The organism is Streptomyces sp. NPDC100445 (genome assembly GCF_044759735.1).
In the GTDB taxonomy this organism is placed as follows: Bacteria; Actinomycetota; Actinomycetes; order Streptomycetales; family Streptomycetaceae; genus Streptomyces.
Genome location: NZ_JBIVZV010000016.1, coordinates 44,251 through 67,982, shown reverse-complemented (window position 1 = coordinate 67,982; position 23,732 = coordinate 44,251). Strand labels below are relative to the sequence as shown.

General features: G+C 74.5%; 15 protein-coding genes. 8 read left to right on the top strand and 7 right to left on the bottom strand.

The genetic code is table 11. The features are described 5' to 3' along the window. Positions 1 to 2: 2 nt before the first annotated feature. From ACIQVT_RS31365 to ftsE, 3 genes are all read right to left on the bottom strand, one after another. The gene (locus tag ACIQVT_RS31365; RefSeq protein ID WP_403761828.1) at positions 3 to 1,184 is read right to left on the bottom strand and encodes a S41 family peptidase; all 1,182 of its coding nucleotides are present in this window, start codon (positions 1,182 to 1,184) and stop codon (positions 3 to 5) included. 68 nt (positions 1,185 to 1,252) lie between these two features. Beyond that, positions 1,253 to 2,170: a permease-like cell division protein FtsX gene (gene ftsX, locus ACIQVT_RS31360; RefSeq protein WP_356823910.1), complete on the bottom strand. Its 918-nt coding sequence runs from the start codon at positions 2,168 to 2,170 to the stop codon at positions 1,253 to 1,255. Between the two features lie 40 nt (positions 2,171 to 2,210). Continuing rightward, positions 2,211 to 2,900, bottom strand: a complete 690-nt coding sequence (ftsE, locus tag ACIQVT_RS31355; protein ID WP_020940379.1) for a cell division ATP-binding protein FtsE — start codon at positions 2,898 to 2,900, stop codon at positions 2,211 to 2,213. A 271-nt stretch (positions 2,901 to 3,171) separates the two neighbouring features. Between ftsE and ACIQVT_RS31350 the strand changes: the two genes are divergently transcribed. Next, entirely contained in the window at positions 3,172 to 3,363 is a 192-nt protein-coding gene (locus ACIQVT_RS31350; protein ID WP_100826534.1) for a hypothetical protein, read from the top strand. A 129-nt stretch (positions 3,364 to 3,492) separates the two neighbouring features. On the opposite strand, the gene ACIQVT_RS31345 is transcribed toward ACIQVT_RS31350, so the two are convergent. The 4 genes from ACIQVT_RS31345 to ACIQVT_RS31330 all read right to left on the bottom strand — a co-directional run bounded on the left by ACIQVT_RS31345 (position 3,493) and on the right by ACIQVT_RS31330 (position 9,071). Next, a complete protein-coding gene (locus tag ACIQVT_RS31345; protein WP_403761822.1) occupies positions 3,493 to 4,455 on the bottom strand; it encodes a hypothetical protein in 963 nt (320 codons plus the stop codon). Between the two features lie 298 nt (positions 4,456 to 4,753). Further along, on the bottom strand, positions 4,754 to 5,860 hold the full coding sequence (gene prfB / locus ACIQVT_RS31340) for a peptide chain release factor 2 (protein ID WP_403761820.1): 1,107 nt from the start codon (positions 5,858 to 5,860) through the stop codon (positions 4,754 to 4,756). A gap of 108 nt (positions 5,861 to 5,968) precedes the next feature. After that, entirely contained in the window at positions 5,969 to 7,195 is a 1,227-nt protein-coding gene (locus ACIQVT_RS31335; RefSeq protein WP_403761817.1) for a serine/threonine-protein kinase, read from the bottom strand. Positions 7,196 to 7,307: 112 nt separating this feature from the next. Then, positions 7,308 to 9,071, bottom strand: coding sequence for a serine/threonine-protein kinase (locus ACIQVT_RS31330; protein WP_403761813.1), 1,764 nt, complete (start codon positions 9,069 to 9,071; stop codon positions 7,308 to 7,310). A 371-nt stretch (positions 9,072 to 9,442) separates the two neighbouring features. Between ACIQVT_RS31330 and ACIQVT_RS31325 the strand changes: the two genes are divergently transcribed. The 7 genes from ACIQVT_RS31325 (at position 9,443) to ACIQVT_RS31295 (ending at position 23,727) form a co-directional block, all read left to right on the top strand. Next, entirely contained in the window at positions 9,443 to 12,961 is a 3,519-nt protein-coding gene (locus tag ACIQVT_RS31325; RefSeq protein WP_403761810.1) for an FHA domain-containing protein, read from the top strand. Between the two features lie 181 nt (positions 12,962 to 13,142). Beyond that, positions 13,143 to 14,522 (top strand): ABC transporter substrate-binding protein, encoded by a 1,380-nt coding sequence (locus ACIQVT_RS31320; RefSeq protein ID WP_403761807.1) that lies wholly within the window; start codon positions 13,143 to 13,145, stop codon positions 14,520 to 14,522. Between the two features lie 7 nt (positions 14,523 to 14,529). Then, positions 14,530 to 15,873, top strand: coding sequence for a carbohydrate ABC transporter permease (locus ACIQVT_RS31315; protein WP_403761804.1), 1,344 nt, complete (start codon positions 14,530 to 14,532; stop codon positions 15,871 to 15,873). After that, positions 15,870 to 16,784, top strand: a complete 915-nt coding sequence (locus ACIQVT_RS31310; RefSeq protein WP_403761801.1) for a carbohydrate ABC transporter permease — start codon at positions 15,870 to 15,872, stop codon at positions 16,782 to 16,784. Before ACIQVT_RS31315 ends, ACIQVT_RS31310 begins: the two co-directional genes overlap by 4 nt. Positions 16,785 to 16,969: 185 nt before the next feature. Beyond that, on the top strand, positions 16,970 to 19,186 hold the full coding sequence (locus ACIQVT_RS31305) for a CDP-glycerol glycerophosphotransferase family protein (RefSeq protein ID WP_403761798.1): 2,217 nt from the start codon (positions 16,970 to 16,972) through the stop codon (positions 19,184 to 19,186). Positions 19,187 to 19,311: 125 nt separating this feature from the next. Beyond that, on the top strand, positions 19,312 to 21,513 hold the full coding sequence (locus ACIQVT_RS31300) for a CDP-glycerol glycerophosphotransferase family protein (RefSeq protein WP_403761795.1): 2,202 nt from the start codon (positions 19,312 to 19,314) through the stop codon (positions 21,511 to 21,513). Between the two features lie 6 nt (positions 21,514 to 21,519). After that, the gene (locus tag ACIQVT_RS31295; RefSeq protein ID WP_403761792.1) at positions 21,520 to 23,727 is read left to right on the top strand and encodes a CDP-glycerol glycerophosphotransferase family protein; all 2,208 of its coding nucleotides are present in this window, start codon (positions 21,520 to 21,522) and stop codon (positions 23,725 to 23,727) included. Positions 23,728 to 23,732: the final 5 nt, after the last annotated feature.

Here is a 23,732-nt window from a genome sequence, read left to right as displayed (position 1 = left end):
GGCTACGACGGGTCGCCCAGGCCCGTGAGGACCGTCTCCGCCCGCTCCAGCGCCTCCGGGCCCGCCTCCAGGTCCGGGGTGATGCCCCGGCCGTCGACGGCGTGTCCCGAGGGGGTGCGGTAGTGCCCCACGGTCAGCTCGGCCACCGAGCCGTCCGGCAGCCCGGTCGGCATCTGGACCGAGCCCTTGCCGAAGGTGCGGGAGCCGATCACCACCGCGCGGCCCCGGTCCTGGAGGGCGCCGGTGAGCATCTCGGCCGCGCTCATGGTGCCGCCGTCCACGAGGACGACCAGGGGGCGGGTGGTGTCGCCGCCGGAGTGCGCGTGCAGGGCGCGCTGCACGCCGTCCACGTCGTAGGTGGCGACCAGGCCGCCGTCCAGGAACCCGGAGGCGGTGTCCACCGCCTCGGTGACCAGGCCGCCGGAGTTGCCCCGCAGGTCGAGGACGGTGCCGCCGTCGGCCGGTGCGGTGCGCAGGGCCTCGCGGACCGCGTCGGCGGAGCCCTTGGTGAAGGCGGCGATCCGTACGACGGTGACCCCGCCGGGCAGCCGGCGCGCGGTCACGGAGCGGGTGGACAGCCGGGCGCGGTGCAGCGACTCCGTCCACGCGCGCGTGCCCCGCTGGAGGCCGAGCCTGACCGTCGTACCGGCCGGGGCGTCCTTCGCGTGCGCGGCCGGGGCGTCCCCGCGCAGGCGGGAGACCACCTCGGTGACCGGGCGGCCGTCGACCGTGCTGCCGTCGACGCTGCGCAGCCGGTCGCCGGTGCGGATGCCGGCGTCGGCGGCGGGCGAACCGGGCTGCACCCCCGTCACCTCGATCCGGCCGTCGGGTTCCCGGCGCGCCGACAGGCCTACACCGGTGTAGCGGCCGTCCAGGGCCTCCTGGAACTCCTCGTACTCGCCCTCGGAGTAGACCGCGCCCCAGCGGTCCCCGCTGCGGCTGACGGCCCGTTCGGCGGCCTCCATCGGGGACTTGCCGTCGGCCATCGCCTCGGCGGCGGCCCGCTGGACGGCCTCGTGCCGGGTGGCCGGGCCCGCCTTCCCGGGGCCGGCCTCGCGGGCGGGCGGGGGCTCCGGGAAGGAGCCGGTGGCGGCGCCGGCGGCGAGCACACCGGCGAAGACCAGTGCCAGGGCGGCCCCGCGGCGCCTGCGGCGGGGCTGACAGAACGGGTCACGGCCTGACATGGCGGTGAGTCTAGGACAACGCGAAGGGCCGTACGGGCGGATGTCCGTACGGCCCTTCTTGGCGTGCGTCACACCTTGAGGTACTTGCGCAGGGCGAAGAACGCCGCGAGCGACGGCATCAGCACGCTGGTCGCGAGGATCAGCGGCAGCTTGGTCAACACCGCGTCCCAGCCGACGAAGTTGATGAGCGTGAGCTTGTGGGAGAGGTCCATGCCGTGGTCGATGGTGAAGTACCGGCCGACCACGAGACCCACGCAGGCGAGGCCGCCGCCGATGAGCCCGGCGACCGCGGCCTCGGCGATGAAGGGCGCCTGGATGTAGAAGCCCGAGGCGCCCACCAGCCGCATGATGCCGGTCTCGCGGCGGCGGCTGAACGCGGAGACCCGCACGGTGTTGACGATCAGCAGCAGCGCGACGATCAGCATCATCGCCATCACGCCGAGCGCGCCCCGGTTCATCAGGTTGAGCAGCTGGAACAGGTTGTCCAGGATGCCCTTCTGGTCCTGCACCGACTGCACGCCGTCCCGCCCGTTGAACGCGGTGGCGATCACCTGGTACTTCTGCGGGTCCTTGAGCTTGATCCGGTACGACTCCTGCATCTGGTCCGGCGTCAGCGAGCCGGCCAGCGGGGAGTTGCCGAACTGCTCCTTGTAGTGCTTGTACGCCTCGTCCTGCGACTCGTGGGTCACGTTCTCGACGACGGGCATCTTCTTCAGGTCCACGAGGATCTGCTTCTTCTGGTCCTCGGTGACGGCGCCCTTGGCGCAGTGCACGTCGTTCTCCGCGTCGTGCTTGTTGCACAGGAAGATCGAGACGTTGACCTTGTCGTACCAGTAGCCCTTCATGGTGCTGACCTGGTCGCTCATCAGCAGCGAACCGCCGAAGAGGGCCAGGGACAGGGCGACGGAGACGATGACGGCGAAGGTCATCGTCAGGTTGCGGCGGAGACCGACACCGATCTCCGACAGGACGAACTGGGCGCGCATGGCGGGTTCTTCAGGCCTTTCGGGAACTGGGGGCGGGCGGTCAGTGCTGGTAGCCGTAGACGCCGCGGGCCTGGTCGCGGACGAGGCGGCCCTTCTCCAGCTCGATGACGCGCTTGCGCATCTGGTCCACGATGTTCTGGTCGTGCGTCGCCATGATGACGGTGGTGCCCGTCCGGTTGATCCGGTCGAGCAGCTTCATGATGCCGACGGAGGTCTGCGGGTCGAGGTTGCCGGTGGGTTCGTCGGCGATCAGCAGCTTCGGCCGGTTGACGAACGCGCGCGCGATGGCCACGCGCTGCTGCTCACCGCCGGACAGCTCGCCCGGCCTGCGGTCCTCCTTGCCGCCGAGCCCGACGAGGTCGAGCACCTGCGGCACGGACTTGCGGATCTCGCCGCGCGACTTGCCGATGACCTCCTGCGCGAAGGCCACGTTCTCCGCGACCGTCTTGTTGGGCAGCAGCCGGAAGTCCTGGAAGACGGTGCCCAGCTGGCGGCGCATCTGCGGCACCTTCCAGTTGGACAGGCGCGCGAGGTCCTTGCCCAGCACGTGCACCTGGCCGTGGCTGCACCGCTCCTCGCGCAGGACGAGCCGCAGGAAGGTCGACTTGCCGGAGCCGGAGGACCCCACCAGGAAGACGAACTCGCCCTTCTCCACCTCCAGGGAGACATCCCTGAGTGCGGGGCGGGTCTGCTTGGGGTAGACCTTGGAGACGTTGTCGAATCGGATCACGGATGCACCACGGGTCGCCGGGGGTAGATGAGCGTGACCATACGCGAACCCGGTGCGCAAGTGCAGTCGCGGGCTGAGGTTGGGCAAGAGTTGTACGTTTTTGTACCGGCCGACCGCCCGCGCACCTCCCGCACGCCCCTGTCAGCGCCCGCTTCCGGGGGCCCCGCGCACGCCGCGCGGGAACCTGGCACAGTGGATGGGGAACGCAGGGGAACGTTCGCGTTCCCGTGAGCGTTGTACATGTGATGGCCGGTGCAAGGAGGGCGAGCGCATGACGTACGACCGGTTGGTGTGCGCGAACTGTGCGGCGCCCGTGAGCGAGGGCCGGTGCCCGGTGTGCCGAGCCAACCGCGAGCGTCTCCAGCAGGAGGGCTTCCTCGCGGGGTTGAACCCGATGGCGCTGATCGCGCTGCTGGCGGTGCTGATCGCCGCGGTGGCGCTGCTGGCGCACCAGACCGCGTAGGACCCCGCGGGAGCGTCCGGCGGGGGCGCGGTGCGGGAGGGGCGCGGAGGACGCGGAAGCGTCGTGAGGGCCCGGAGCTCCTGGCTCCGGGCCCTCACGTGTGTGCGCTGGGTGTCCGCGCGGCTACCGTCAGGCGGCGGCGCCGCCGCGACCGCCGGCCAGACGCGGCAGGACACGGAAGCCGATACCGCCGGCGATCATCGTCGCGGCACCGACGAGCAGGAACGCGGTCTGGCCGGCACCGGTCTCGGCGAGCTGCTTGTCACCGCCCTGGACGGTGGTGTCGGAGCCGGTGTCGGTGAGCGTCGAGGAGCCCTCGTCCTGCGGGACGTCGTTGTTGCCGCCCTCGGGGGTGGTGTGGTTGCCACCGGTGCCGCTGCCGCTGTCACCGGAGCCGCCGGTGGTGCTCGAACCACCGGAGCCGCCGGTGCTGCCCGACCCGCCCGTGCTGCCCGAGCCGCCCGTGCTCCCGGAGCCGCCGTCGGTCGAGCCGCCGGAGGTGTCGGAACCGCCGGAGGTGCCGGAACCACCCGTGCCGCTGTCGCCGCCGGACGTGCCGCCGGTGCCGCCGGACGTGCCGCTGGTGCCGTTGCCGCCACCGTTGCCGTTGCCGCCGTCGGTGCTGGTGCCGCCGTCGGTCGAGCCGCCGGACGTGACGGTGCCGCCGTCGGTGCTGCCACCGTCGGTCGAGCCGCCGTCGGCCGAGCCGCCGTCCGTCGATCCGCCGGAGGTGACGGTGCTGCCGCCGTCGGCGCCTCCGCCGGAGGTGTCGGTGCCGCCGCTGACGGCCCCGCCGGTGGTGTCGGTCCCGCCGTCGGTGGTGGTGCCGCCGTCCGTCGTACCGCCGTCCGTCGTACCGCCGTCGGTGGTCCCGCCGTCGGTGCAGATGCCGATCGGGCAGTCACCGCCGTCGGTGCCGCCGTCGGTGCCGCCGTCGGAGGCGCCGACACCGCTCACGCCCAGGCTGATCGGGCCGGCCTGGACGTCGAGGTCCAGGGCGGACGCCGCGCCGGCGGCGGTCAGCGACGCCCCGGCCGCGATCACGGCGCCGGCGGCTATCCGCGCGACCCGGATCCGCGTCTTCTTCGTCATGTGATTGCTACCCCCAGTAGCTGATCGTCAATGAGGCGGCGTGTGGGGCAAGGCCGTGATCGACGGAGGCAGCCGGTGACGAAGACCGCGTCAACTCATTCCCCCGGTTCACATGCGCCCCAGACCGTACGCATGCCGCGGCTCACCCTTCCGATTTTTCAAAGCAACGTCAAGGCCGTTGCGGGCGCGATGTCCACGGGGGTGGCGTTTGGGGGGAGATGGCGCCTGTGAGTGTGATGTAAAACCCAGACAAAAGACAACTGCCGCCCCGTGGGCGGCAGTTGTCTTGTCGACAAACTTACTTCTCCTGCTGCTTGCGCCAGCGAATCCCGGCCTCCAGGAAGCCGTCGATCTCGCCGTTGAAGACGGCCTCGGGGTTGCCCACCTCGTGCTCGGTGCGCAGGTCCTTGACCATCTGGTAGGGGTGCAGCACGTACGAACGCATCTGGTTGCCCCAGGAGTTGCCGCCGTCGCCCTTGAGGGCGTTCATCTTCTCCTGCTCCTCCTGGCGGCGCCGCTCGAGCAGCTTGGCCTGGAGGACGTTCATCGCGGTCGCCTTGTTCTGGATCTGCGACCGCTCGTTCTGGCAGGAGACGACGATGCCGGTGGGCAGGTGGGTGAGGCGCACCGCGGAGTCGGTGGTGTTCACGCCCTGGCCGCCGGGGCCGGAGGAGCGGTAGACGTCCACCCGCAGTTCGGACTCGTCGATCTCGATGTGGTCGGTCTGCTCGACCACCGGCAGGATCTCGACGCCCGCGAAGGAGGTCTGGCGGCGGCCCTGGTTGTCGTACGGCGAGATGCGCACCAGGCGGTGCGTGCCCTGCTCGACGGAGAGCGTGCCGTAGGCGTACGGCGCCTGCACGGCGAAGGTGGTCGACTTGATGCCGGCCTCCTCCGCGTACGACGTCTCGTAGATCTCGGTCTTGTAGCCGCGCTGCTCGGCCCAGCGCAGGTACATGCGCTGGAGCTTCTCGGCGAAGTCGGCGGCGTCGACGCCACCGGCTTCGGCGCGGATGTTGACCAGTGCCTCACGGGCGTCGTACTCGCCGGACAGGAGGGTGCGGACCTCCATCTCGTCCAGCGCCTTGCGCACCGAGACCAGCTCGGACTCGGCCTCGGCGCGGGTGTCCGGGTCGTCCTCCTCCTCGGCCATCTCGAAGAGGACCGCGAGGTCGTCGATCCGGCCGCGCAGCGCCTCGGCCTTCCTGACCTCGGCCTGGAGGTGGGACAGCTTGCTGGTGACCTTCTGCGCCTCGTCCGGGTTGTCCCACAGGGACGGGGCCGCCGCCTGCTCCTCGAGCACGGCGATTTGTGCCCTCATCGTATCGAGGTCCAGGACGGCCTCGATCGACTCCATGGTCGAGGAGAGGGACTTCAGCTCTTCGGATACATCGACGACTGCCACGCCTCCAGCGTAACGGCTGCGGCAAGCGGTCCCGCCCGCGTCCCGCCCGGCGGGGCGGGACGCGGGCGGCGGGCGGGCGGCGGCGCGGGGAGCCGGGGCCCCGCGGGGTCAGGGGGCCGGCGTGCTGTGGGTGGGCCGGGACGGCGGGTCGTCCCCGTCGGCCGAGGCCAGCCACACGCCGGCGCCCACGACGGCCGCCAGGGCCGCGCCGGCCACGCCCAGCGTGATCCGGCGCCGGCGCACGGCGGCGCGGTGCCGTGCCGAGCCCGGCCGGGGCGCGCCGGCCGGGCGGGGGACGCGCGCGGTACCGTGGGCCCCGCCGGCCAGCTCGTCGGGCGCGGGCACCCGCATCGAGGTGTGCGTGTCGCGGTTGGAGTCCGGCCGGGCGCCGGGGACCAGGGGCACGGCGCCCTTGCGCCGGGCCGGCTCGGGCGCGCCGGGGGCCGCCGGCACCGGTTCCGCCGTCTCCTCGTCGGCCGGGTCCGGCTCGTCCACGTCGAGCGGCGGGATCCCGGCCAGGGTCGGCAGCTGCTCGCGCAGCCGGGCCGCCAGCTCCGAGGCGCGCAGCCGGGAGGCGGGCGCCTTGGCCAGGCACTGCACCAGCAGCTGCCACAGCTCCTCGGGGATGCCGGGCAGGGGTACGACGGTCTCGGTGACGTGGCGCCGCAGCACGGCGCCCGGGTGACCGCCGCCGAAGGGCGTGAAGCCGGCCAGCAGTTCGTACAGGACGGTCGCCAGCGCGTAGATGTCCACGGCGGCCCGGGGCGGCAGGCCCTCGACGATCTCGGGGGCGAGGTAGTCCGGGGTGCCGATGATCTTCGTGGCGCGGGTCCGCTTCGGCGAGTCGATCAGCTTGGCGACGCCGAAGTCGGTGAGCAGGGCGGGGTGGGCGCCGCCCGGTCCCAGCGGGCCCTGCATGTCGAGCAGGACGTTCTCGGGCTTGACGTCGCGGTGGACGATCCCGGCCGCGTGGGCCGCCGCTAGGGCGTCGGCGACGTCCGCGACGATCGCCACGGCCGCCTCGGGGGCGAGCCGCCGCTCCCGTTCCAGGCGGGTGCGCAGGTCGGTGCCGCGCACGAGGTCCATGACCAGGGCCAGGTCGTTGCCGTCGACCACGAGATCCCGCACGGTGACGATGTGCGGGTGCTCCAGGCCGAGCAGCGCGGTCCGCTCCTGGACGAAGCGTCCGACGAGCTCCTGGTCGGAGGCGAGGTCCTCGCGCAGCAGCTTGACGGCGACGGGGCCTTCCGGTCCCTCGCCCAGCCACACCGTGCCGGCGCTGCCCCGCCCCAGGATCTGGTGGGCGGTGTACCGGCTGCCGATCTTCCGTGCCAAGGCTGCTCCTACAGACGCGTGTTGTCGTTAAAACTACGCGTCCGGCGAGCCAACCTTCACCGCGGAGACGGAAATCACCCGGCGGATATCGACAAATCTCCAGACTCGGTGATCAGTTTCCGCCGCCGGAGGAGCCGCTCAGGTCCTTCACCCAGCCGCTCACCTGGCCGACCCAGTGGCTCACCTCGTGCCAGTACCCGCGGCCCTGGCCGACCCAGGTGTGCAGCGGGGTCAGCTCCCAGACCAGCCAGCTCGCCACGACCAGGATGACGATCGTGAAGAGGCAGCCCTTCAGGCAACCAAGGCCGGGGATCTTCATCGGGTTGGCGCCGCGCTGCCGCGGCGGCCGGGGCTCGCGCGCGGGCCGGCGCGGCTCGGGCGGGGCCGGCGGCGCGTACGCCTGCGGCTGCTGGGGCTGCGGCGTGGCGTAGCGCTGGGGCTGCTGCTGCGGGTAGCCGTACCCGGCTCCCGGTCCACCGGGTCCGCCCTGGCCCCCCGGACCGCCCTGCCCGCGCCGGCCGCCGCGCGGCTGCGGCTGCTGCGGGCGGGGCTGCGGGGCCGGGCGCGGCTGCTGCTGGGGCCGGGCCACCTGCCGCTGGGGGCGGCGGCGCAGCGGGTCCTCGTCCGGTCCGAGGTACTGGACCTGCGTCTGGTCGTTGCGGTCGCGGGCGGCCCGCAGCTGCGTCTGCCAGGGGTGCTGCTGGTCGGGCTGCCCCTGCTGACCTTGCTGACCGTACGGGTCCTGCCCGTCGTACTGCCCCGGGGGGACGGGCGGCAGCACTGCCGTCGGGTCCGCGGCGCCGGTGCTCGGCAGGACGGCCGTCGGGTCGGCGGCGCCCGCCGGGCCGCCGGTGTGCGGCAGCACCCCGGTCACGGCGTTCGGGTCGTACGCCCCCTGCGGCCCGTTCATCGGCAGCACCTGGGTGGGGTCGGCGGCGCCGGGCACGCCCGGGACGGTCGCCGGGTCCGGGTCGGGGGCCAGCAGCGCGCCGACCCCCTCGGCGGCGGCGATCCGCGCGGCGTTCGCGTGCACCCCGACGCCCTCGGCGACCACCCGCAGCCCGCGCGCGAGGTTCTCCGCGCTGGGCCGTTCGGCGGGGTTCTTGCGCAGGCAGCGCTCGATGACCGTCCACAGCGGGTCGGGGACGGTGGACGGGCGGCGCGGCTCGGCGCTCAGGTGCTGGTGCAGGACCTCGAGCGCGGTGCCGCCGCCGAACGGCGGACGGCCGGTGACCAGCTCGTACAGCAGGATGCCGGCGCCGTAGACGTCGACGGCGGAGGTCTGCGGGCGGCCCTCGGCGGACTCCGGCGCCACGTACGCGGGCGTGCCGACGAACTCGTGGGTCCGGGTCAGGCCCGGGGAGTCGGCGAGGCGGGCGATGCCGAAGTCGGTCAGCATCGGGTGCATCTGCCCCGCGTCCTGCTTGAGCAGGACGTTCGCGGGCTTCAGGTCGCGGTGGACGACCCCGTCGGCGTGGCTCGCGGCGAGCGCGTCGGCGATCTGGGCGGTCAGCAGCGCGGCGGCGACCGGCGTGAAGGGGCCGTTCGCGCGCAGGTAGCGGTGCAGGTCGGGACCGTCGACGAGGTCCATGACGAGGGCCAGCAGGTCGCCCTCGACGACCAGGTCGCGGACCCGGACGATGTTCGGGTGGGTGAGCCGCAGCAGGACGGAGCGCTCGCGCAGGAAGCGCATCACGATGTCGGGGTCGCTCGCCAGCTCCTCCTTGAGGACCTTGATCGCGACGGTCTCCCCGGGCTGGCCGGGCACGGCCGCCTCGGCGCCCGCGGTCTCGCGCTGGCGGGCACGCCAGACGGTGCCTGTGGCGCCGCGTCCGAGCGGCTCCTCAAGCAGGTACTTGCTGCCGACTGGCCGCACGTCACGCGCTCCCTGCTGCTTGCTGTGGCTCGCTGTCGCTCGCCTGCGTTCCGGTGTCCCGGACCACTGTAGTGCGGCCCTTCAGGGCACTACGTACGCGTTCCCGGGCATGTTCGAAGGAAAGACGCCGGGTCCGGTCCGGTGGTTGCCGCGGGTGGACGTGACCGATCTCAACTGATCACCAGTGCACCGGCCGTCAGGCACTTTTGGGGGCAGAGCCGACCAATCAAGATCACTTCTCACCGGGTCCGGGGCGCGCTGTCGGTGGCAGGTGCGAGGATGCCTCCAGCAGTTACTGGCCGACGTGCTCGCGCGGGGTGGGGGGAAGTCCGCGCCCGCGCCGACCCGCGCAGAAGGGACCGCTGACGCCGATGCAGATCCGGCTGACCGTCGTAGATCCGCTGGGCCCTTCCCCGCAGCGGGGCCGCGCCGCGAGCCGTGACGTGCTGGTCACCGCGCCCGCGGGCACGGAGCTGGCCGCGGTCCTCTCCGCGCTGGCCGGGGCGGTCACCGGGGAGAACGGGCCCGGCCGCGACGGCGGTGGCGCGGCCGTCGTCCTCCACGCGGGCACCGAGCGGCTGGATCCGCGGCGCGCCACGCTCGGCGAGCCGCCGCTGGTCGACGGCGCCGTGCTCTCCCTCGGCGCGCCCGCCGTCCCCGAACCGCACCCGGAGCCGGCCGACGCCCCCACCCAGCTGCACGTGGTCGCCGGGCCCGACGCGGGCGGCGTCCACCTGCTGCACGGCGGCCGGATCACCGTCGGCCGCTCCGCCGAGGCGGACGTCCCGCTGGACGACCCGGACGTCTCCCGGCTGCACTGCGCGGTCACCGTCGGGGCGGACGGCCGCGTCTCGGTCGCCGACCTCGGCTCCACGAACGGCACGTCGCTCGACGGCGCCCGGGTGGGCGAACAGCCGGTGCGGGTCCCCGCCGGGGGGCTGCTGCGGATCGGGGAGTCGGCGCTGCGGGTCGCTCCGTCGGAGGCGGATTCCACGCCGCGGCTGCCCGCGGTGCCCGACGGGGAGGGGTGCGTGCGGGTCGCCGTGGGCGGGACCGCCGGTGAGGGCCCCGCGGGGGCGGATGCGTCGGGACCGGGGTCCGTGTTCCCGCCGTCCCCGCCGTCCCCGCCGTCCCCGTCCGCGTCCCCCGCGTGGGAGGTGTCGCCGGGAGCCGCTGCTCCCGGCGGGCACGTCCCGTCGGCGGGCGCGGGCCCGGCCGAGCGGGCCGGGGCCCCCGGCGCGGGTGCCTCGCCCTCGGTCGGCGCGGTGGGCATGGGCGGCGCGGGCGGCGCGGTCTCCGGTGGGGACACGCACGCCGGGCGTCTCGGCGTCGGCGGACCGGGGAGCCCGGCCGGGGCTCCGGACGGCGGTACGGCCGCGCCGGGCGCCCGGCGGCGTGGCCTCGGCGCCTGGGCCCGGCGGCTGGCCGGCGGGCGCGCGGAACAGCCGGACGGGCCGGAGACCTCCGCCGCCGGCACGGAGACCGGCCCGGACACGGCCCCGGCGCCCGGCGCCCCGCAGCGGCCGGAGACATGGCCGGACCCGGCCGCCCTGCTGCTGACCGCGCTCGGTCCGGGCCCCCGCCTGTGGGAGCGCGGGCCGGGTCACCCCGAGGCGCTGACCGTGCGGCTCGGCACGGCCGACCGGAGCGCGCCCGACGGCTCGGGTCTGCTGCCCGCCGTGCCGGTGACCGCCGCGCTGCGCGAGGCGGGGGCGCTCGGGCTCGCCGGTCCGCGCCCCCGGCTGTCCGGTCTGGCCCGCGCGGTGCTGGCCCAGCTCGCCGCCCTGCACTCCCCCGATCTGCTGGAGATCGTGCTGATCAGCGCCGACCGGTCCCGTCCGGTGGCCGACCGCACGGCCGAGTGGGCGTGGCTGGGCTGGCTGCCGCACGTCCGGCCGGGTCACGGGCAGGACTGCCGGCTGCTGCTGGCCTACGACCGCGAGCAGGCGGCGGCCCGCACGGAGGAGCTGCTGCGCCGGGTGGAGGACCACGCGGCGACCGGCCGGACCGCCGCCCACCCCGGGCCGGCGCGTCCCGCGACCGCCGCGGCGCCCGGCACCCTGGGCGGGACACCGCCGTACGGCACGCCCGGCGATCCGCACGGCGGGTCCATACCGCCCGCGGGGGCCGCGCCGGCCGCCGCCGTCCCTCCCCAGGGCACCGGCGGGCGCCGCCCGTCGTGGGCCCAGGACGGGGCCGGGCTGGACGGCGTCGGCGGGTTCCCGGGGCCGTACACCGTCGTCGTGGTGGACGGTGACCCCGGCGGGTCGGCGCTGCGGGACTCCCTCGCGCGGCTGGCCGCCGCCGGGCCGCGGGCCGGGATACACGTGGTGTGTCTCGCCGAGACCGAACCGGCCTCCCCCGCCTCCCCGGTGACCCGGACGTACGAGGACGCCTGCGCGGTGACACCGACGTTCCGGCACTGCGGTGCCGTGGCCCTGCTCGGCGGTGACGTCGCCGCCGCGCTGCACCTGCTGCGGGTCGCGCCGAGCGGCCCCGTCGGTCCCGGCACCCTGGCCGGTGTCGACGCCGTCTCCGCCGCCTGGGCGGAGCGGTTCGCGCGGGCGCTGGCGCCCCTGCGGCCGGACGGGCCGGCCGGTGAGGGGCAGGCGCGCGTGGCCGTGCCGCTGCCGCAGTCGGCCCGGCTGCTGGACGAGCTGGGCCTGGCGCGGGCCACCCCCGCCTCCCTGATGGCGCGCTGGGCGGACGCGGTCGACGACACCGGTTCGCCGGGCGGGCGGGCACGGGCGGTGCTGGGCGCGGGACCGCACGGGCCGGTCGGCGTGGACCTGGTGACCGACGGACCGCACCTGCTGATCGAGGGGCCGGACGGCAGCGGCCGCACCGAGCTGCTGCGGGCCGTGGTGGCGTCGCTGGCCGCCGCCGAGCGGCCGGACCGGCTGGCGGTGGTGCTGCTCGACGGCCGGGACGGGACCGGTACCGGCGCCGGGCGCGGTGAGGGCCTGCGGGCCTGCACCGAGATCCCGCACGTCACCACGCACCTCATCGCCAACGACCCCGTGCGCATGCGGGAGTTCGCGCAGGCGCTGGCCGCCGAGCTGAAGCGGCGGGCGGAGCTGCTGGGCCGGTCGGAGTTCGCCCGGTGGCACACGGGCCGGGAGGTGTCGGGGCGGCTGGTCAGCCAGCGCGCGCCGGCCCGCGCGGACGCCGCGCCGGTCACCGCGCGGCGCGGTCCGGGCGGCGGTGACCCGGCCGCCCACCGTCCCGGGTCCGCCGAAGACCGCGGCGCGCACCGCGCCCGGGCCGCCGGTGACACCGCCGCCGTCTCCGCCGACACCTCCGGGGACATCGAGAGCCCGTCCAGCTCCACGCTGCGGCTGCGGCCCGGTGCGGCGGCGCGGCGCTCCGGGGTGGTGGCGCTGCCCCGGCTGGTGGTGGTCGTGGACGACCTGGACGCCCTGGTCGCTCCCCCGCTCGGCTCGCCCGGCCGGCCGGCCGCCGGGTCGGTGATCCGGGCGCTGGAGGCGGTGGCCCGGGAGGGTGAGCGGCTCGGTGTGCACCTGGTGGCGGCGGCCGGGACCGGTGGCCGTACGGCGGAGTCGGAACCGGCGCGCCGGGCGACCCTGCGGGTCGCGCTGGACGCGCCGCAGGCGGGGCCGGAGCAGCCGGCGCCGGGCCGGGGCCGGGTGGCGTACGCGGACGGGCGGACCGTCGGCTTCCAGGGCGGTCGGGTGACGGGCCGCATCCCGCGGACGGCGACGCAGCGGCCGACGGTGGTCGCGCTGGACTGGCAGCGCACGGGTGATCCGCCGGCCCGCCGGCCGGTGCGGGAGCTGGGCAACGGGCCGACGGACCTGGCCCTGCTGGCGAGCGCGGTGGAGCGGGCGGCCCGGGAGGTCTCGGCGGCGGAGGTGCCTTCGCTGCTGTAGCCGCGAGCGTGGTGCGTACGCCGCTGGTCACGAGCCGGTCACGATGAGCGGGTCGACACGGCAGGCGCTCTTGCCCGTCCCGAGCGGCCCGGCGTACACCGGAGCGCACGGGACAGTCTTATGACGGTCAAGAGCACTCCTTGGCACCGACGTTCAACGGAGAACGACGAACGGGGCATTGATGCGCAGCAAGAGCAGCACCGTCCGGATCCACGGCACCACCACCGCGCTGGCCGCACTGCTGACGGGGGCCCTCACGCTCACCGCCTGCTCCGGCGGTGACAACGACAAGAAGGGCAGCGGAGGGGAGACCGGCACCGCCACCGGCTCCACCGTCACCCTGCCGAAGCTGGACGGCGCGAACCTGGAGATCGCCGCCGTCTGGACCGGCCAGGAGCAGAAGAACTTCAAGCGGGTCCTTGCCGAGTTCGAGAAGCGGACGGGCGCGAAGGTGACCTTCGTGCCCGCGCAGGATCCGATCATCAACTTCCTCGGCTCGAAGATCGCGGGCGGTCAGCCGCCGGACGTCGCGATGCTGCCGCAGCCCGGTGCGATCCGGCAGGCCGTGCAGAAGGGCTGGGCCAAGCCGCTGGGCGCGGACGCCCTCAAGGAGCTGCGGAAGAACTACTCGCAGGGCTGGCAGGACATCGGCTCGGTCGGCGGCAAGCCGTACGGCGTCTACTACAAGGCGGCCAACAAGTCGCTGATCTGGTACAACGCCACCGCGTTCGGCAACGCGGGCGCCAAGGAGCCGAAGACCTGGCAGGACCTGCTGACGGCGTCCCGGGCGGTGTACGACTCGGGGGTCACGCCGTTCTCGGTGGCGGGTGCGGACGGCTGGCCGCTGACCGACTGGTTCGAGAACGTCTACCTGTCGCAGGCGGGCCCGGAGAAGTACGACCAGCTCGCCCAGCACAAGATCAAGTGGACGGATCCGTCCGTGAAGCGGGCGCTGACCACCCTGGCGCAGATCTGGGGCAAGAAGGACTACCTGGCGGGCGGCCAGAGCGGCGCCCTCCAGACGGAGTTCCCCCAGTCGGTCACCCAGACCTTCACCGGGGGCGACCAGCCGAAGTCGGCGATGGTGTACGAGGGCGACTTCGTGCAGGTCAACATCGGTGAGACCAAGGCGAAGGTGGGCACGGACGCGAAGGTGTTCCCGTTCCCGGCCGTCGGCTCCACCGCGCCGGTGGTCTCCGGCGGTGACGCGGCGGTGATCCTGAAGGACTCCAAGGCGGCGCAGGCCCTGGCCACCTTCCTGGCCTCCCCGGACGCGGCCACGATCCAGGCGAAGCTCGGCGGGTACCTCTCCCCGAACAAGAACGTGCCGGTGTCGGCGTACCCGAACGCGGTGCAGCAGAAGATCGCCAAGGCGCTGGTCGCGTCGGGCGACGACTTCCGCTTCGACATGTCCGACCAGGCCCCCCAGGCCTTCGGCGGCACCCCCGGCAAGGGCGAGTGGAAGGACCTCCAGGACTTCCTGAGGAACCCCGCCGACGTCGCGGGCGCCCAGGCGCGGCTGGAGAAGGACGCGGCGGCCGCCTACGGAAGCGGGAGCTGATCCGGCGATGGCGTCGGCAGCGGCGGCCGGGGCCCCACCGGGCCCCGCCGCGCCCCGCAGTCGCAGGAGCGTGACCGGCACGCGGAAGGCCGTGGCAGCGCTGTTCCTGCTGCCCGCCCTGGTGCTGCTCGGCGCGCTCGTGGTCTACCCGATCGGGTACTCGGTCGTCCGCAGCTTCTTCGACTCCTCCGGCGACCGCTTCACGGGCGTCGACAACTACCGCACCCTGTTCACCGACGACGGCATCCGCACGGCCCTGAAGAACAACGTGATCTGGGTGGTGTTCGCGCCGACGGTCTCCACCGCGCTGGGCCTGGTCTTCGCGGTGCTGACCGAGCGGATCCGGTGGGGCACGGCGTTCAAGCTGGTCGTCTTCATGCCGATGGCGATCTCGATGCTGGCCGCCGGGATCATTTTCCGGCTGGTCTACGACCAGGACCCGGACAAGGGGGTCGCGAACGCCGTGTGGGTGGGGGTGCACGACACGTTCGCGCAGTCGTCGGCGTTCCCCAAGGCCCACCCGGGACGCGAGTCGCCGCTCGTCGCCCAGGGGGGCGCCTTCGTCACGAAGGACGCCGTCCACGCCGGGCGGCCGGTCGTGCTGCCGCTCGTCGGTGTCGCGCCGGACCAGCTGCCGGACGGCGCGCGGAAGGCCGCCGCCGCCCGGCCGGAGCCGGGCAGGGTCACCGGCACGACCTGGCAGGACTTCACCCGCGGCAAGGGCGTCGGACGGCTGGGCGAGCCGGACCCGGCCGAGCTGGGGTACGCGGGGATGCGCGTCGAGGCGGTGAAGGACGGCAAGGTCGTCGCCACCGCGCGGGCGTCCGGCGACGGCACGTTCACCCTGCCCGCGGCGGCCGACGGGGCCCGGCTGCGGCTGCCCGCGGAGAACTTCCGGGAGCCCTACGGCGGGGTCGGGTGGCTCGGCCCGGCGCTGGTGACCCCGGCGATCATCGGATCGTACGTGTGGATGTGGGCGGGCTTCGCGATGGTGCTGATCGCGGCCGGGCTCGCGGGCGTGCCCCGGGAGCTGCTGGAGGCGGCGCGGGTCGACGGCGCCAACGAGTGGCAGGTGTTCCGCCGGGTCACCGTGCCGCTGCTGGCCCCGGTCCTGGCGGTGGTCACCGTCACGCTGATGATCAACGTGTTGAAGGTGTTCGACCTGGTGTTCATCATCGCGCCGGGCTCGTCCCAGGACGACGCGAACGTGCTGGCGCTGGAGCTGTACCGCAAGGGCTTCGCGGAGGGCCGGCCGGGCGTGGCGAGCGCGATCGCGGTGTTCCTGCTGCTCCTGGTGATCCCGGTGATGCTGTTCAACATGCGCAGGCTGCGGCGGGAGGTACGGCGATGACGGCGACCGCCGACAGCATCGGCAAGACGTCCTCCGCGGGGGCGCCGGTGACGGCCCGCCGGCCGTCACTCGGCGGGAGGATCGCGGGGCGGCTGAGCGGTGGGCTCGTCCAGGCCTTCCTGGTCGTGGTGGGCCTGTTCTGGCTGGTGCCGACCATCGGCCTGCTCATCTCCTCGCTGCGCACACCGCAGGACATGAGCGCGAGCGGCTGGTGGACGGTGCTCAGCAAGCCGTCGCGGCTGACCGTGGACAGCTACAAGAAGCTGCTGGAGAACGGCGACATCACGCACTCGCTGCTGAACACCGTGCTGATCACGGTCCCGGCGACCCTCCTGGTCGTCGTGATCGGCGCGCTGGCCGGGTACGCGTTCGCGTGGATGGAGTTCCCGGGCCGCGACTGGTGGTTCCTGGGCGTGGTGAGCCTGCTGGTGGTGCCCGTGCAGGTGGCGCTGATCCCGATCGCCGAACTGTTCGGTAAGCTCGGGCTGTTCGGGACGATCTTCGGGGTGATCCTGTTCCACACCGGGTTCGGCCTGCCGTTCGCGGTGTTCCTGCTGCGGAACTTCTTCGCGGAGATCCCGCGGGAGCTGCTGGAGGCGGCCCGGCTGGACGGCGCGGGTGAACTGCGCCTGTTCGCCCGGGTGGTGCTGCCGCTGGGCGGTCCGGCCATCGCGTCGCTGGGCATCTTCCAGTTCCTGTGGGTGTGGAACGACATGCTGGTCGCGCTGGTGTTCACCAAGTCGGGCACCCAGCCCATCACGGTCGCCCTCCAGACGCAGGTACGGCAGTTCGGCAACAACATCGACGTGCTGGCGCCCGGCGCGTTCCTGTCGATGGTGATCCCGCTGGCCGTGTTCTTCGCGTTCCAGCGGCAGTTCGTGTCCGGGGTGATGGCCGGAGCGGTCAAGTAGCCGACTCCCGGGACGGCTTGGCGGGGCGGGCCGGCAACGGCTCGCCCCTTCCCGTGCGTTCGGGCAGGGACGCCGGGGTCGGCGCCGCGTCCGGTGTAGCCCGAATGCCGTACGGGCCGTAACCAAGTCACCCCGTCGGCCGTTGCCGGGCAGAACGCCCGCGCCGTCCGACCCATGGATGTCCCTTGCCCCGGTTCAGTGTCATCGTCCCCGCGTACCAGGTCCAGGCGTACCTCCCCGAGTGCCTGGACTCGGTGCTCTCGCAGTCCTGGCCCGATCTGGAACTGATCGCCGTGGACGACTGCTCGCCCGACGCCTGCGGCGCCATCATCGACGAGTACGCGGCCCGGGACGCGCGGGTGAAGCCCCTGCACCTGGCCGCGAACCGGGGCCTGGGCCCGGCGCGCAACGCGGGCATGGCGGAGGCGACCGGAGACTACCTGGTCTTCCTGGACAGCGACGACACGCTCACCCCGGACGCGCTGCGGGCGGTCGCCGGCCGGCTGGAGGAGACCGGTGACCCGGACGTCCTGGTCTTCGACTACGCCCGCACGTACTGGGACGGCCGGACGGTGCGCAACCAGCTCGCGGGCCGGCTCGACCAACAGGGCCCGGCACCGTTCCGCCTGGCGGACCGGCCAGGGCTGCTCGGCCTGCTGATGGTGGCGTGGAACAAGGCCTACCGGCGCGAGTTCGTCACCCGGAACGGCTTCCGCTTCCCGCCGGGCCACTACGAGGACACCCCCTGGACCTTCCCGGTGCTGATGACCGCCGGATCGCTCGCCACCCTGGACCGGGTCTGCGTGCACTACCGCCAGCGCCGGCGGGGCAGCATCCTCGGCACGACGAGCCGCAAGCACTTCGACCTGTTCGAGCAGTACGACCGGGTCTTCGCGTACGTCGACGGACGACCCGAACTGGCTCGCTGGAAACCCGAGTTGCTGCGCCGGATGCTCGACCACCACGCCGTGGTGTTCTCCCGGCGGGACCGGCTGCCGCGCGGCAGCCACGGCGAGTACCTGCGCCAGGCCCGCGCCCAATACCGCCGCCACCGGGTCCCCGGGCTCCGGCTGGAGCCACGGCACGTCCTGGTCGGCCTCGGGCTGCACCGCACCTTCCGGACGCTGCGGCTGGCCGCCGCCGTGCGCCGGCGCGCGCGACGGGCCGGCGGGAGGTGGGCCCGGGGGCTGCGCACCGCCGTACTCCGGCTGCACTACCGGGTCCAGCTGTGCCTGCCGCTGCGCGCCGACCGGGCGGTGTTCACGGCGCACGACGGACACGGCGGCGACCCGGCCGCGCTGGAGGAGGCGTTCCGCGCGCACGCCCCGCGGGTGCGGACCGCGTGGGTCGTCCGCCCCGGGCAGGAACGGACGGCACCGGCCGGCCCGCGTCCACTGACCCCCGGCACCGCCGCCTGCTGGACGGCGCTGGCCCGCTCCCGCTACCTGGTCGCCGACACCGGCTTCGGCGCGCGGACGCGCAAGCGCCCCGGGCAGGTGTTCGTGCAGACCGGGCGGGGCACCCCGCTGGCCCACACCGGCCTCGACCTGCTGGAACTTCCGGCGGCGGCCCGGGGCACGGACTTCGCGGAGCTGCTGCGGGGCGTCGACCAGTGGGACCACGTCCTGTCCGGCAACCGGCACACCACCCTGATCCGGGAGCGGACGCACCCGGGCCGCTACACCACGCTGGAGTACGGGCTGCCCCGCAACGACGTCCTCCAGCGGGCGACGGCCGCGGACGTGGCCCGGCTGCGGGCGGAGCTGGGGGTCCCGAGGGACGCGGTAGCGATCCTGTACGCGCCCGCGCACCGCGCCCACCTGCGCACCCAGCGCCCGCCGCTCGACCTGGGGCCGCTGCTGCGCCGGCTGGGCCCGCGCTTCGTGGTGCTGGCCCGCACCCACCTCCCCGTGCGGGGCACCGGGATCATCGACGTCTCGGGCCATCCGGACCCGGCCGGCCTCTGCCTGGCCTCGGACGCGCTGCTCACCGACCACGCGCCGGTCATGTTCGACTACGCCAACCTCGACCGGCCCGTCGTGTTGCACACCCCGGACCGGGAGGCGTACGAGGCGGTCCACGGCACCTACCTCGACCTGCGGGCCTTCCCGCCCGGGCCGGTCGTGCGCGGCGACGAGGAGCTGGCCGACGTGTTCGCCACCGGGCTCTGGTGCGGCCCGCGTGCGGCGGCGCTGCGGGCGGCGTTCCGGGAGCGGTTCTGCCCGTGGGACGACGGGCACGCCGCCGAGCGGGTCGTACGACGGGTGGTGCTGGGCGAGACGGACCTGCCGCCGGTGGTGCCGCCCGGGGAGCGCACTCCGGCGCCGGCCGCCGGTGCGCGCGTCGTCCCGGTGGCCGCGCCGCAACCTCCCGACCCGCTCCCCGTCACCGAGAGCCGCTGAACACCGTTGGTCCCTCCGGGAGTTCCCATGCCCCTCGGTTCGACGCGGCCCACCCCGAGCCGGCCGTCCACCTGGCGTCCGGCGGGCCGGCCCGGCCGCGTCCGCACGACGACAGAGAGAACAGAATGCCCCGCTTCAGCATCATCGTCCCCTCCCACGGGGTCGCCGGCCGGCTGTCCCAGGCGCTGGACTCGGTCCTCGGCCAGTCCTTCGGCGACCTCCAGCTGATCCCCGTCAGCGACGGCCCCGGTGCCCCGGCCGCCACGGTGGCCGCCGGGTACGCCGGGCGGGACTCCCGGGTCACCCCGGTCCACTCGCCGCCGTCCGCGGGCCTGGGCGGGGCGCGCAACGCCGGGATGCGGGCGGCGACCGGCGCGTACCTGCTGTTCCTGGACGGCGACGACCTGCTGCTGCCCGGCGCCCTCGCGGCACTGGACGCCCGGCTGGCCGAGACCGCCGGTGCGGACGTGCTCTACGCCGGGCACGAGCGCGCCCCCTGGTGGGAGGGCGAGCCGACGACCCCGGCCGCCCCCCTGCTGGCGAAGGCCCCCGGCGGCGCCTTCGCCCCCGCCGCCCTGCCGGAGCTGACCGGCGTGCAGCTGCCGGCATGGAGCGCCGCCTACCGCCGTGCCTTCCTCACCGAGCGGGACCTCACCTTCCCCGACAGTCACTTCACCGACCTCGGCTGGGGCGGGCTGGTCACCGTCGCCGCCGAGCGGATCGCGGTGCTGCGCCGGGCCGTCGTGCGGCACCGGCTGCGCCGCCAGGGCAGCCGGCTCAACCTGCCCGGACCGCACCAGCACGCCCTGCTGGACCAGGTGGAGCGGGTCCTGACGGCGGCCGCCGAGCGGGGTCTGCCCGCCGAGCGCACCGGCCCGCTCTTCGACCAACTGTTCGCGGTGGTGCTGAAGACGGCGTCCCGGCCGGAGCGGCTGCCCTCCGGGCACCGGGCGTTCTTCCGCCGCGCGGCGCGCCTGCACCGCCGGCACCGCCCGGCCGGCCACCGGACACCGGGCGGCAGCCTGGGCGTGCAGCACCGGCTGCTGGCGGCGGGGGCGTACAGCGCGTTCCGCGCCCTGCGCGGCGCCAACCAGGTGGCCGCCCGCTCCGCCGAGGCGCTGCCCCGCCCGCACATGCCGCTGACCCGGCTGCGCTACGCCCGCGACCTGCGCCGCCCGCTCGACCCGGACCTCGTCGTGTACTGCGCCTACTGGGGCCGCGGTTACGCCTGCAACCCGGCCGCGATCCACGCCAAGGCCCGCGAACTCGCCCCGCACCTGCGCGCGGTGTTCCTGGTCGAGGCCGGCCAGGAACACACCCTGCCCGGCGACGTGGAGCACGCGGTGATCGGCTCCCGCCGCTACTGGGAGGTGCTGGCCCGGGCGACGTACCTGGTGAACAACGCCAACTTCGCCGAGGGCGTCGTCAAACGGCCGGGCAGCGTGCACCTCCAGACCCAGCACGGCACCCCGCTGAAGACGATGGGCGTGGACCAGTCGGCGTACCCGGTGGTGGCCGCGCGCTCCGGCAGCTTCGCCAGACTGCTGGGCCGGGTCGACCGCTGGGACTTCAACCTGTCGTCCAACCGCCACTCCACCCGGATGTGGGAACGCGCCTTCCCCGGCTCCTACGAGCACCTGGAGTACGGCTATCCGCGCAACGACGTCTACTGCACGGCGACCGCCGAGGACGTGGCGCGGATCCGGCGGGAACTGGGCGTCCCGGAGGGCCGGACGGCGGTGCTGTACGCGCCGACCCACCGCGACCACCACAGCGGCTTCACGCCCGGCCTGGACCTGGAGGCGTTCTGCGAGGCGGCCGGCGACGACGTCGTCGTCCTGCTGCGCGCCCACTACTTCTACGACCGGGGCGGCTCCCGGGGCTCGGACCGGATCATCGACGTGACCGCGCACCGTTCCTCCGAGGACGTCTGCCTGGCCGCGGACGCGCTGGTCACCGACTACTCGTCGATCATGTTCGACTACGCCAACCTGGACCGGCCGATCGTCGTGTACGCCGACGACTGGGACGTCTACCGGGAGACCCGGGGCGTCTACTTCGACCTGATGGCCGAGCCGCCCGGGGCGGTCGCCCGGACCCCGCGGGAGCTGGCCGCCGTCTTCCGCGACGGCTCGTACGCGGGCCCGGAGGCCGGGGCGCTGCGGGCCGCGTTCCGGGAGCGGTTCTGCGAGTTCGACGACGGGCGGGCCGCCGAACGGGTCGTCCGCAGGGTGCTGCTCGGTGAGCCGCCCGAGGCGCTGCCGCCCGTGATCCCGCTCGCGGAACGCGTCCCCGCCCCCGCCGCCGCGACCCTCGTGAGGAGCTGACCCGCCGTGCCCCGCTTCAGCGTGATCGTGCCCTGCTACAAGGTGCAGGCCTTCCTGCCGGAGTGCCTGGACTCGGTGCTCGGCCAGTCCTTCGGCGACCTGGAGCTGATCGCCGTGGACGACTGCTCCCCGGACGGCTGCGGCGCGATCCTCGACGAGTACGCCGCGCGCGACCCGCGGGTGACGGTGCTGCATCTGCCGGAGAACGTCGGCCTCGGGCGGGCCCGCAACGCGGGCCTGCCGCACGCCACCGGCGACTACCTGTTCTTCCTGGACAGCGACGACACCCTCACCCCGGGCGCGCTGCGGGCCGTCGCCGACCGGCTGGAGGAGACCGCCGACCCGGACGTGCTCGTCTTCGACTACGCGCGCACGTACTGGTGGGGCGGCACCCGCCGCAACGTCCTCGCGCACATCCTGGCCGAGGCCGGCGCCGGGACCTTCACGGCGGCCGAGCGCCCCGAGATCCTGGACCTGCTGATGGTGGTGTGGAACAAGGTCTACCGGCGCGAGTTCGTCGCGGAGCACGGCTTCGCGTTCCCGCCGGGCTACTACGAGGACACCCCCTGGACGTTCCCGGTCCTGCTCAGCGCCCGCCGGATCGCCGCGCTGGACCGTATCTGCCTGAACTACCGGCAGCGCCGGCAGGGCAACATCCTGTCCACCACCAGCCGCAAGCACTTCGACGTCCACGACCAGTACGAGCGGGTCTTCGCCTTCGTCGAGCAGCACCCGGAGCTGGCCGGCTGGCGGCCCTACCTGCACCGCAAGATGGGCGAGCACTGCCTGGACATCCTCGCCAAACCCGACCGGCTGCCGCCCGCCGACAAGGCCGAGTTCTTCCGCCGCACGGCCGAGCTGTTCCGCCGGCACAAGCCGGAGGGCGCCCGGGCGGAGGGCGGGACCGCCGTGCTGGAGGGCTCCTGGACCGGGTACCGGCTGCGGCGGCAGACGGCGCGGGCCGGCCGGGAGGCGGCCCGGCGGGCGGTCCAGGTGCGCCGGGCGGCCGGTGTCCGGGCCCGCGCCGGCTGGGCGGCCGCGCACGCCCGCAGGCCGCTCGACCCGCACCTGGTGGTCTACTCGGCCTCCTCGCACCAGGGCCTGCTCGGCGACCCGGCGGCCGTCTACGCCGCCGCCCGGGAGATCGCCCCGCAGCTGCGCGGGGTGTGGGTGGTGCAGGACGCGGAGACGGCGGAGCGGCTGCCGTCCGGCGTGGAGCACGTGGTCGTCGGCTCCCGGCGCTACCTGGAGGTCACCGCGCGCGCCACGTTCTTCGTCAACGACGTGAACTGGCCCGGCGCCCTGGCCAAGCGGCCCGGCAGCGTGCACGTCCACACCCACCGGAGCACCCCGCTGAAGTACCTGGGCGCCGACCTGCTGGACAAGCCGGGTGCCCGGCTCGGCTTCGACGTGCCGCAGATGCTGCGCCGGGCCGACCGCTGGGACTACAGCCTGGTCGCCAACCGGTACTCCGAGCTGGTCTGGGAGCGGGCGTTCCCCTGCCACTTCACCTCGGTGCGCACCGGCAGCCCGCGCAACGACGTCCTGGTGAACGGCGGCACCGGCGACTTCCGGGAGCGGCACGGCATCCCGGCGGACCACACGGTGGTGCTGTACGCGCCGACCCGCCGGGACTACCGGCGGGGCGGCCACGTGGACCGCGTCGACCTCGCCCGGTTCGCGGCCGACCTCGGGGAGGGGCACACGCTCGTCGTGCGGCTGCACCCGTCCCTGGTGAACGGCCCGGCGCGGGGGCTCGGCCTCACCGAGCTGGACCGGCGCGAAATCGTGGTCGACGCGACCGGCGAACCCGACGTGGCGGACGTGCTGCTGGCCGCGGACGTGCTGGTCACCGACTATTCGGGCGTGATGTTCGACTACGCCAACCTGGACCGGCCGATCGTGGTGCACGCCGACGACTGGCCGGCGTACACCGCGAGCCGGGGCACCTACTTCGACATCACCGCCGAGCCGCCCGGCCACGTCTGCCGCTCGCACGAGGAGCTGGCCCGGCTGTTCGGCTCGGGTGCCTGGCGGGACGAGGAGTCGGCGCGGCTGCGGGCGGCGTTCCGGGCCCGGTTCTGCGAGTTCGAGGACGGACGGGCCGCCGAACGGGTCGTGCGGACCCTGCTGCTGGGCGAGCCGATGCCGGAGGCGGAGTCCGCGCGGATCCCGGGGCAGGCGGCGGCGCCGGACGCGCTGGCGTCGACGTGAGCGGA

Excerpts from the sequence above, each read along its gene's own strand:
- ACIQVT_RS31365 (WP_403761828.1), bottom strand. The coding sequence starts at position 1,184 with ATGTCAGGCCGTGACCCGTTCTGTCAGCCCCGCCGCAGGCGCCGCGGG.
- ftsX (WP_356823910.1), bottom strand. The coding sequence starts at position 2,170 with ATGCGCGCCCAGTTCGTCCTGTCGGAGATCGGTGTCGGTCTCCGCCGC.
- ACIQVT_RS31350 (WP_100826534.1), top strand. The coding sequence starts at position 3,172 with ATGACGTACGACCGGTTGGTGTGCGCGAACTGTGCGGCGCCCGTGAGC.
- ACIQVT_RS31345 (WP_403761822.1), bottom strand. The coding sequence starts at position 4,455 with ATGACGAAGAAGACGCGGATCCGGGTCGCGCGGATAGCCGCCGGCGCC.
- ACIQVT_RS31325 (WP_403761810.1), top strand. The coding sequence starts at position 9,443 with ATGCAGATCCGGCTGACCGTCGTAGATCCGCTGGGCCCTTCCCCGCAG.
- ACIQVT_RS31320 (WP_403761807.1), top strand. The coding sequence starts at position 13,143 with ATGCGCAGCAAGAGCAGCACCGTCCGGATCCACGGCACCACCACCGCG.
- ACIQVT_RS31315 (WP_403761804.1), top strand. The coding sequence starts at position 14,530 with ATGGCGTCGGCAGCGGCGGCCGGGGCCCCACCGGGCCCCGCCGCGCCC.
- ACIQVT_RS31310 (WP_403761801.1), top strand. The coding sequence starts at position 15,870 with ATGACGGCGACCGCCGACAGCATCGGCAAGACGTCCTCCGCGGGGGCG.
- ACIQVT_RS31300 (WP_403761795.1), top strand. The coding sequence starts at position 19,312 with ATGCCCCGCTTCAGCATCATCGTCCCCTCCCACGGGGTCGCCGGCCGG.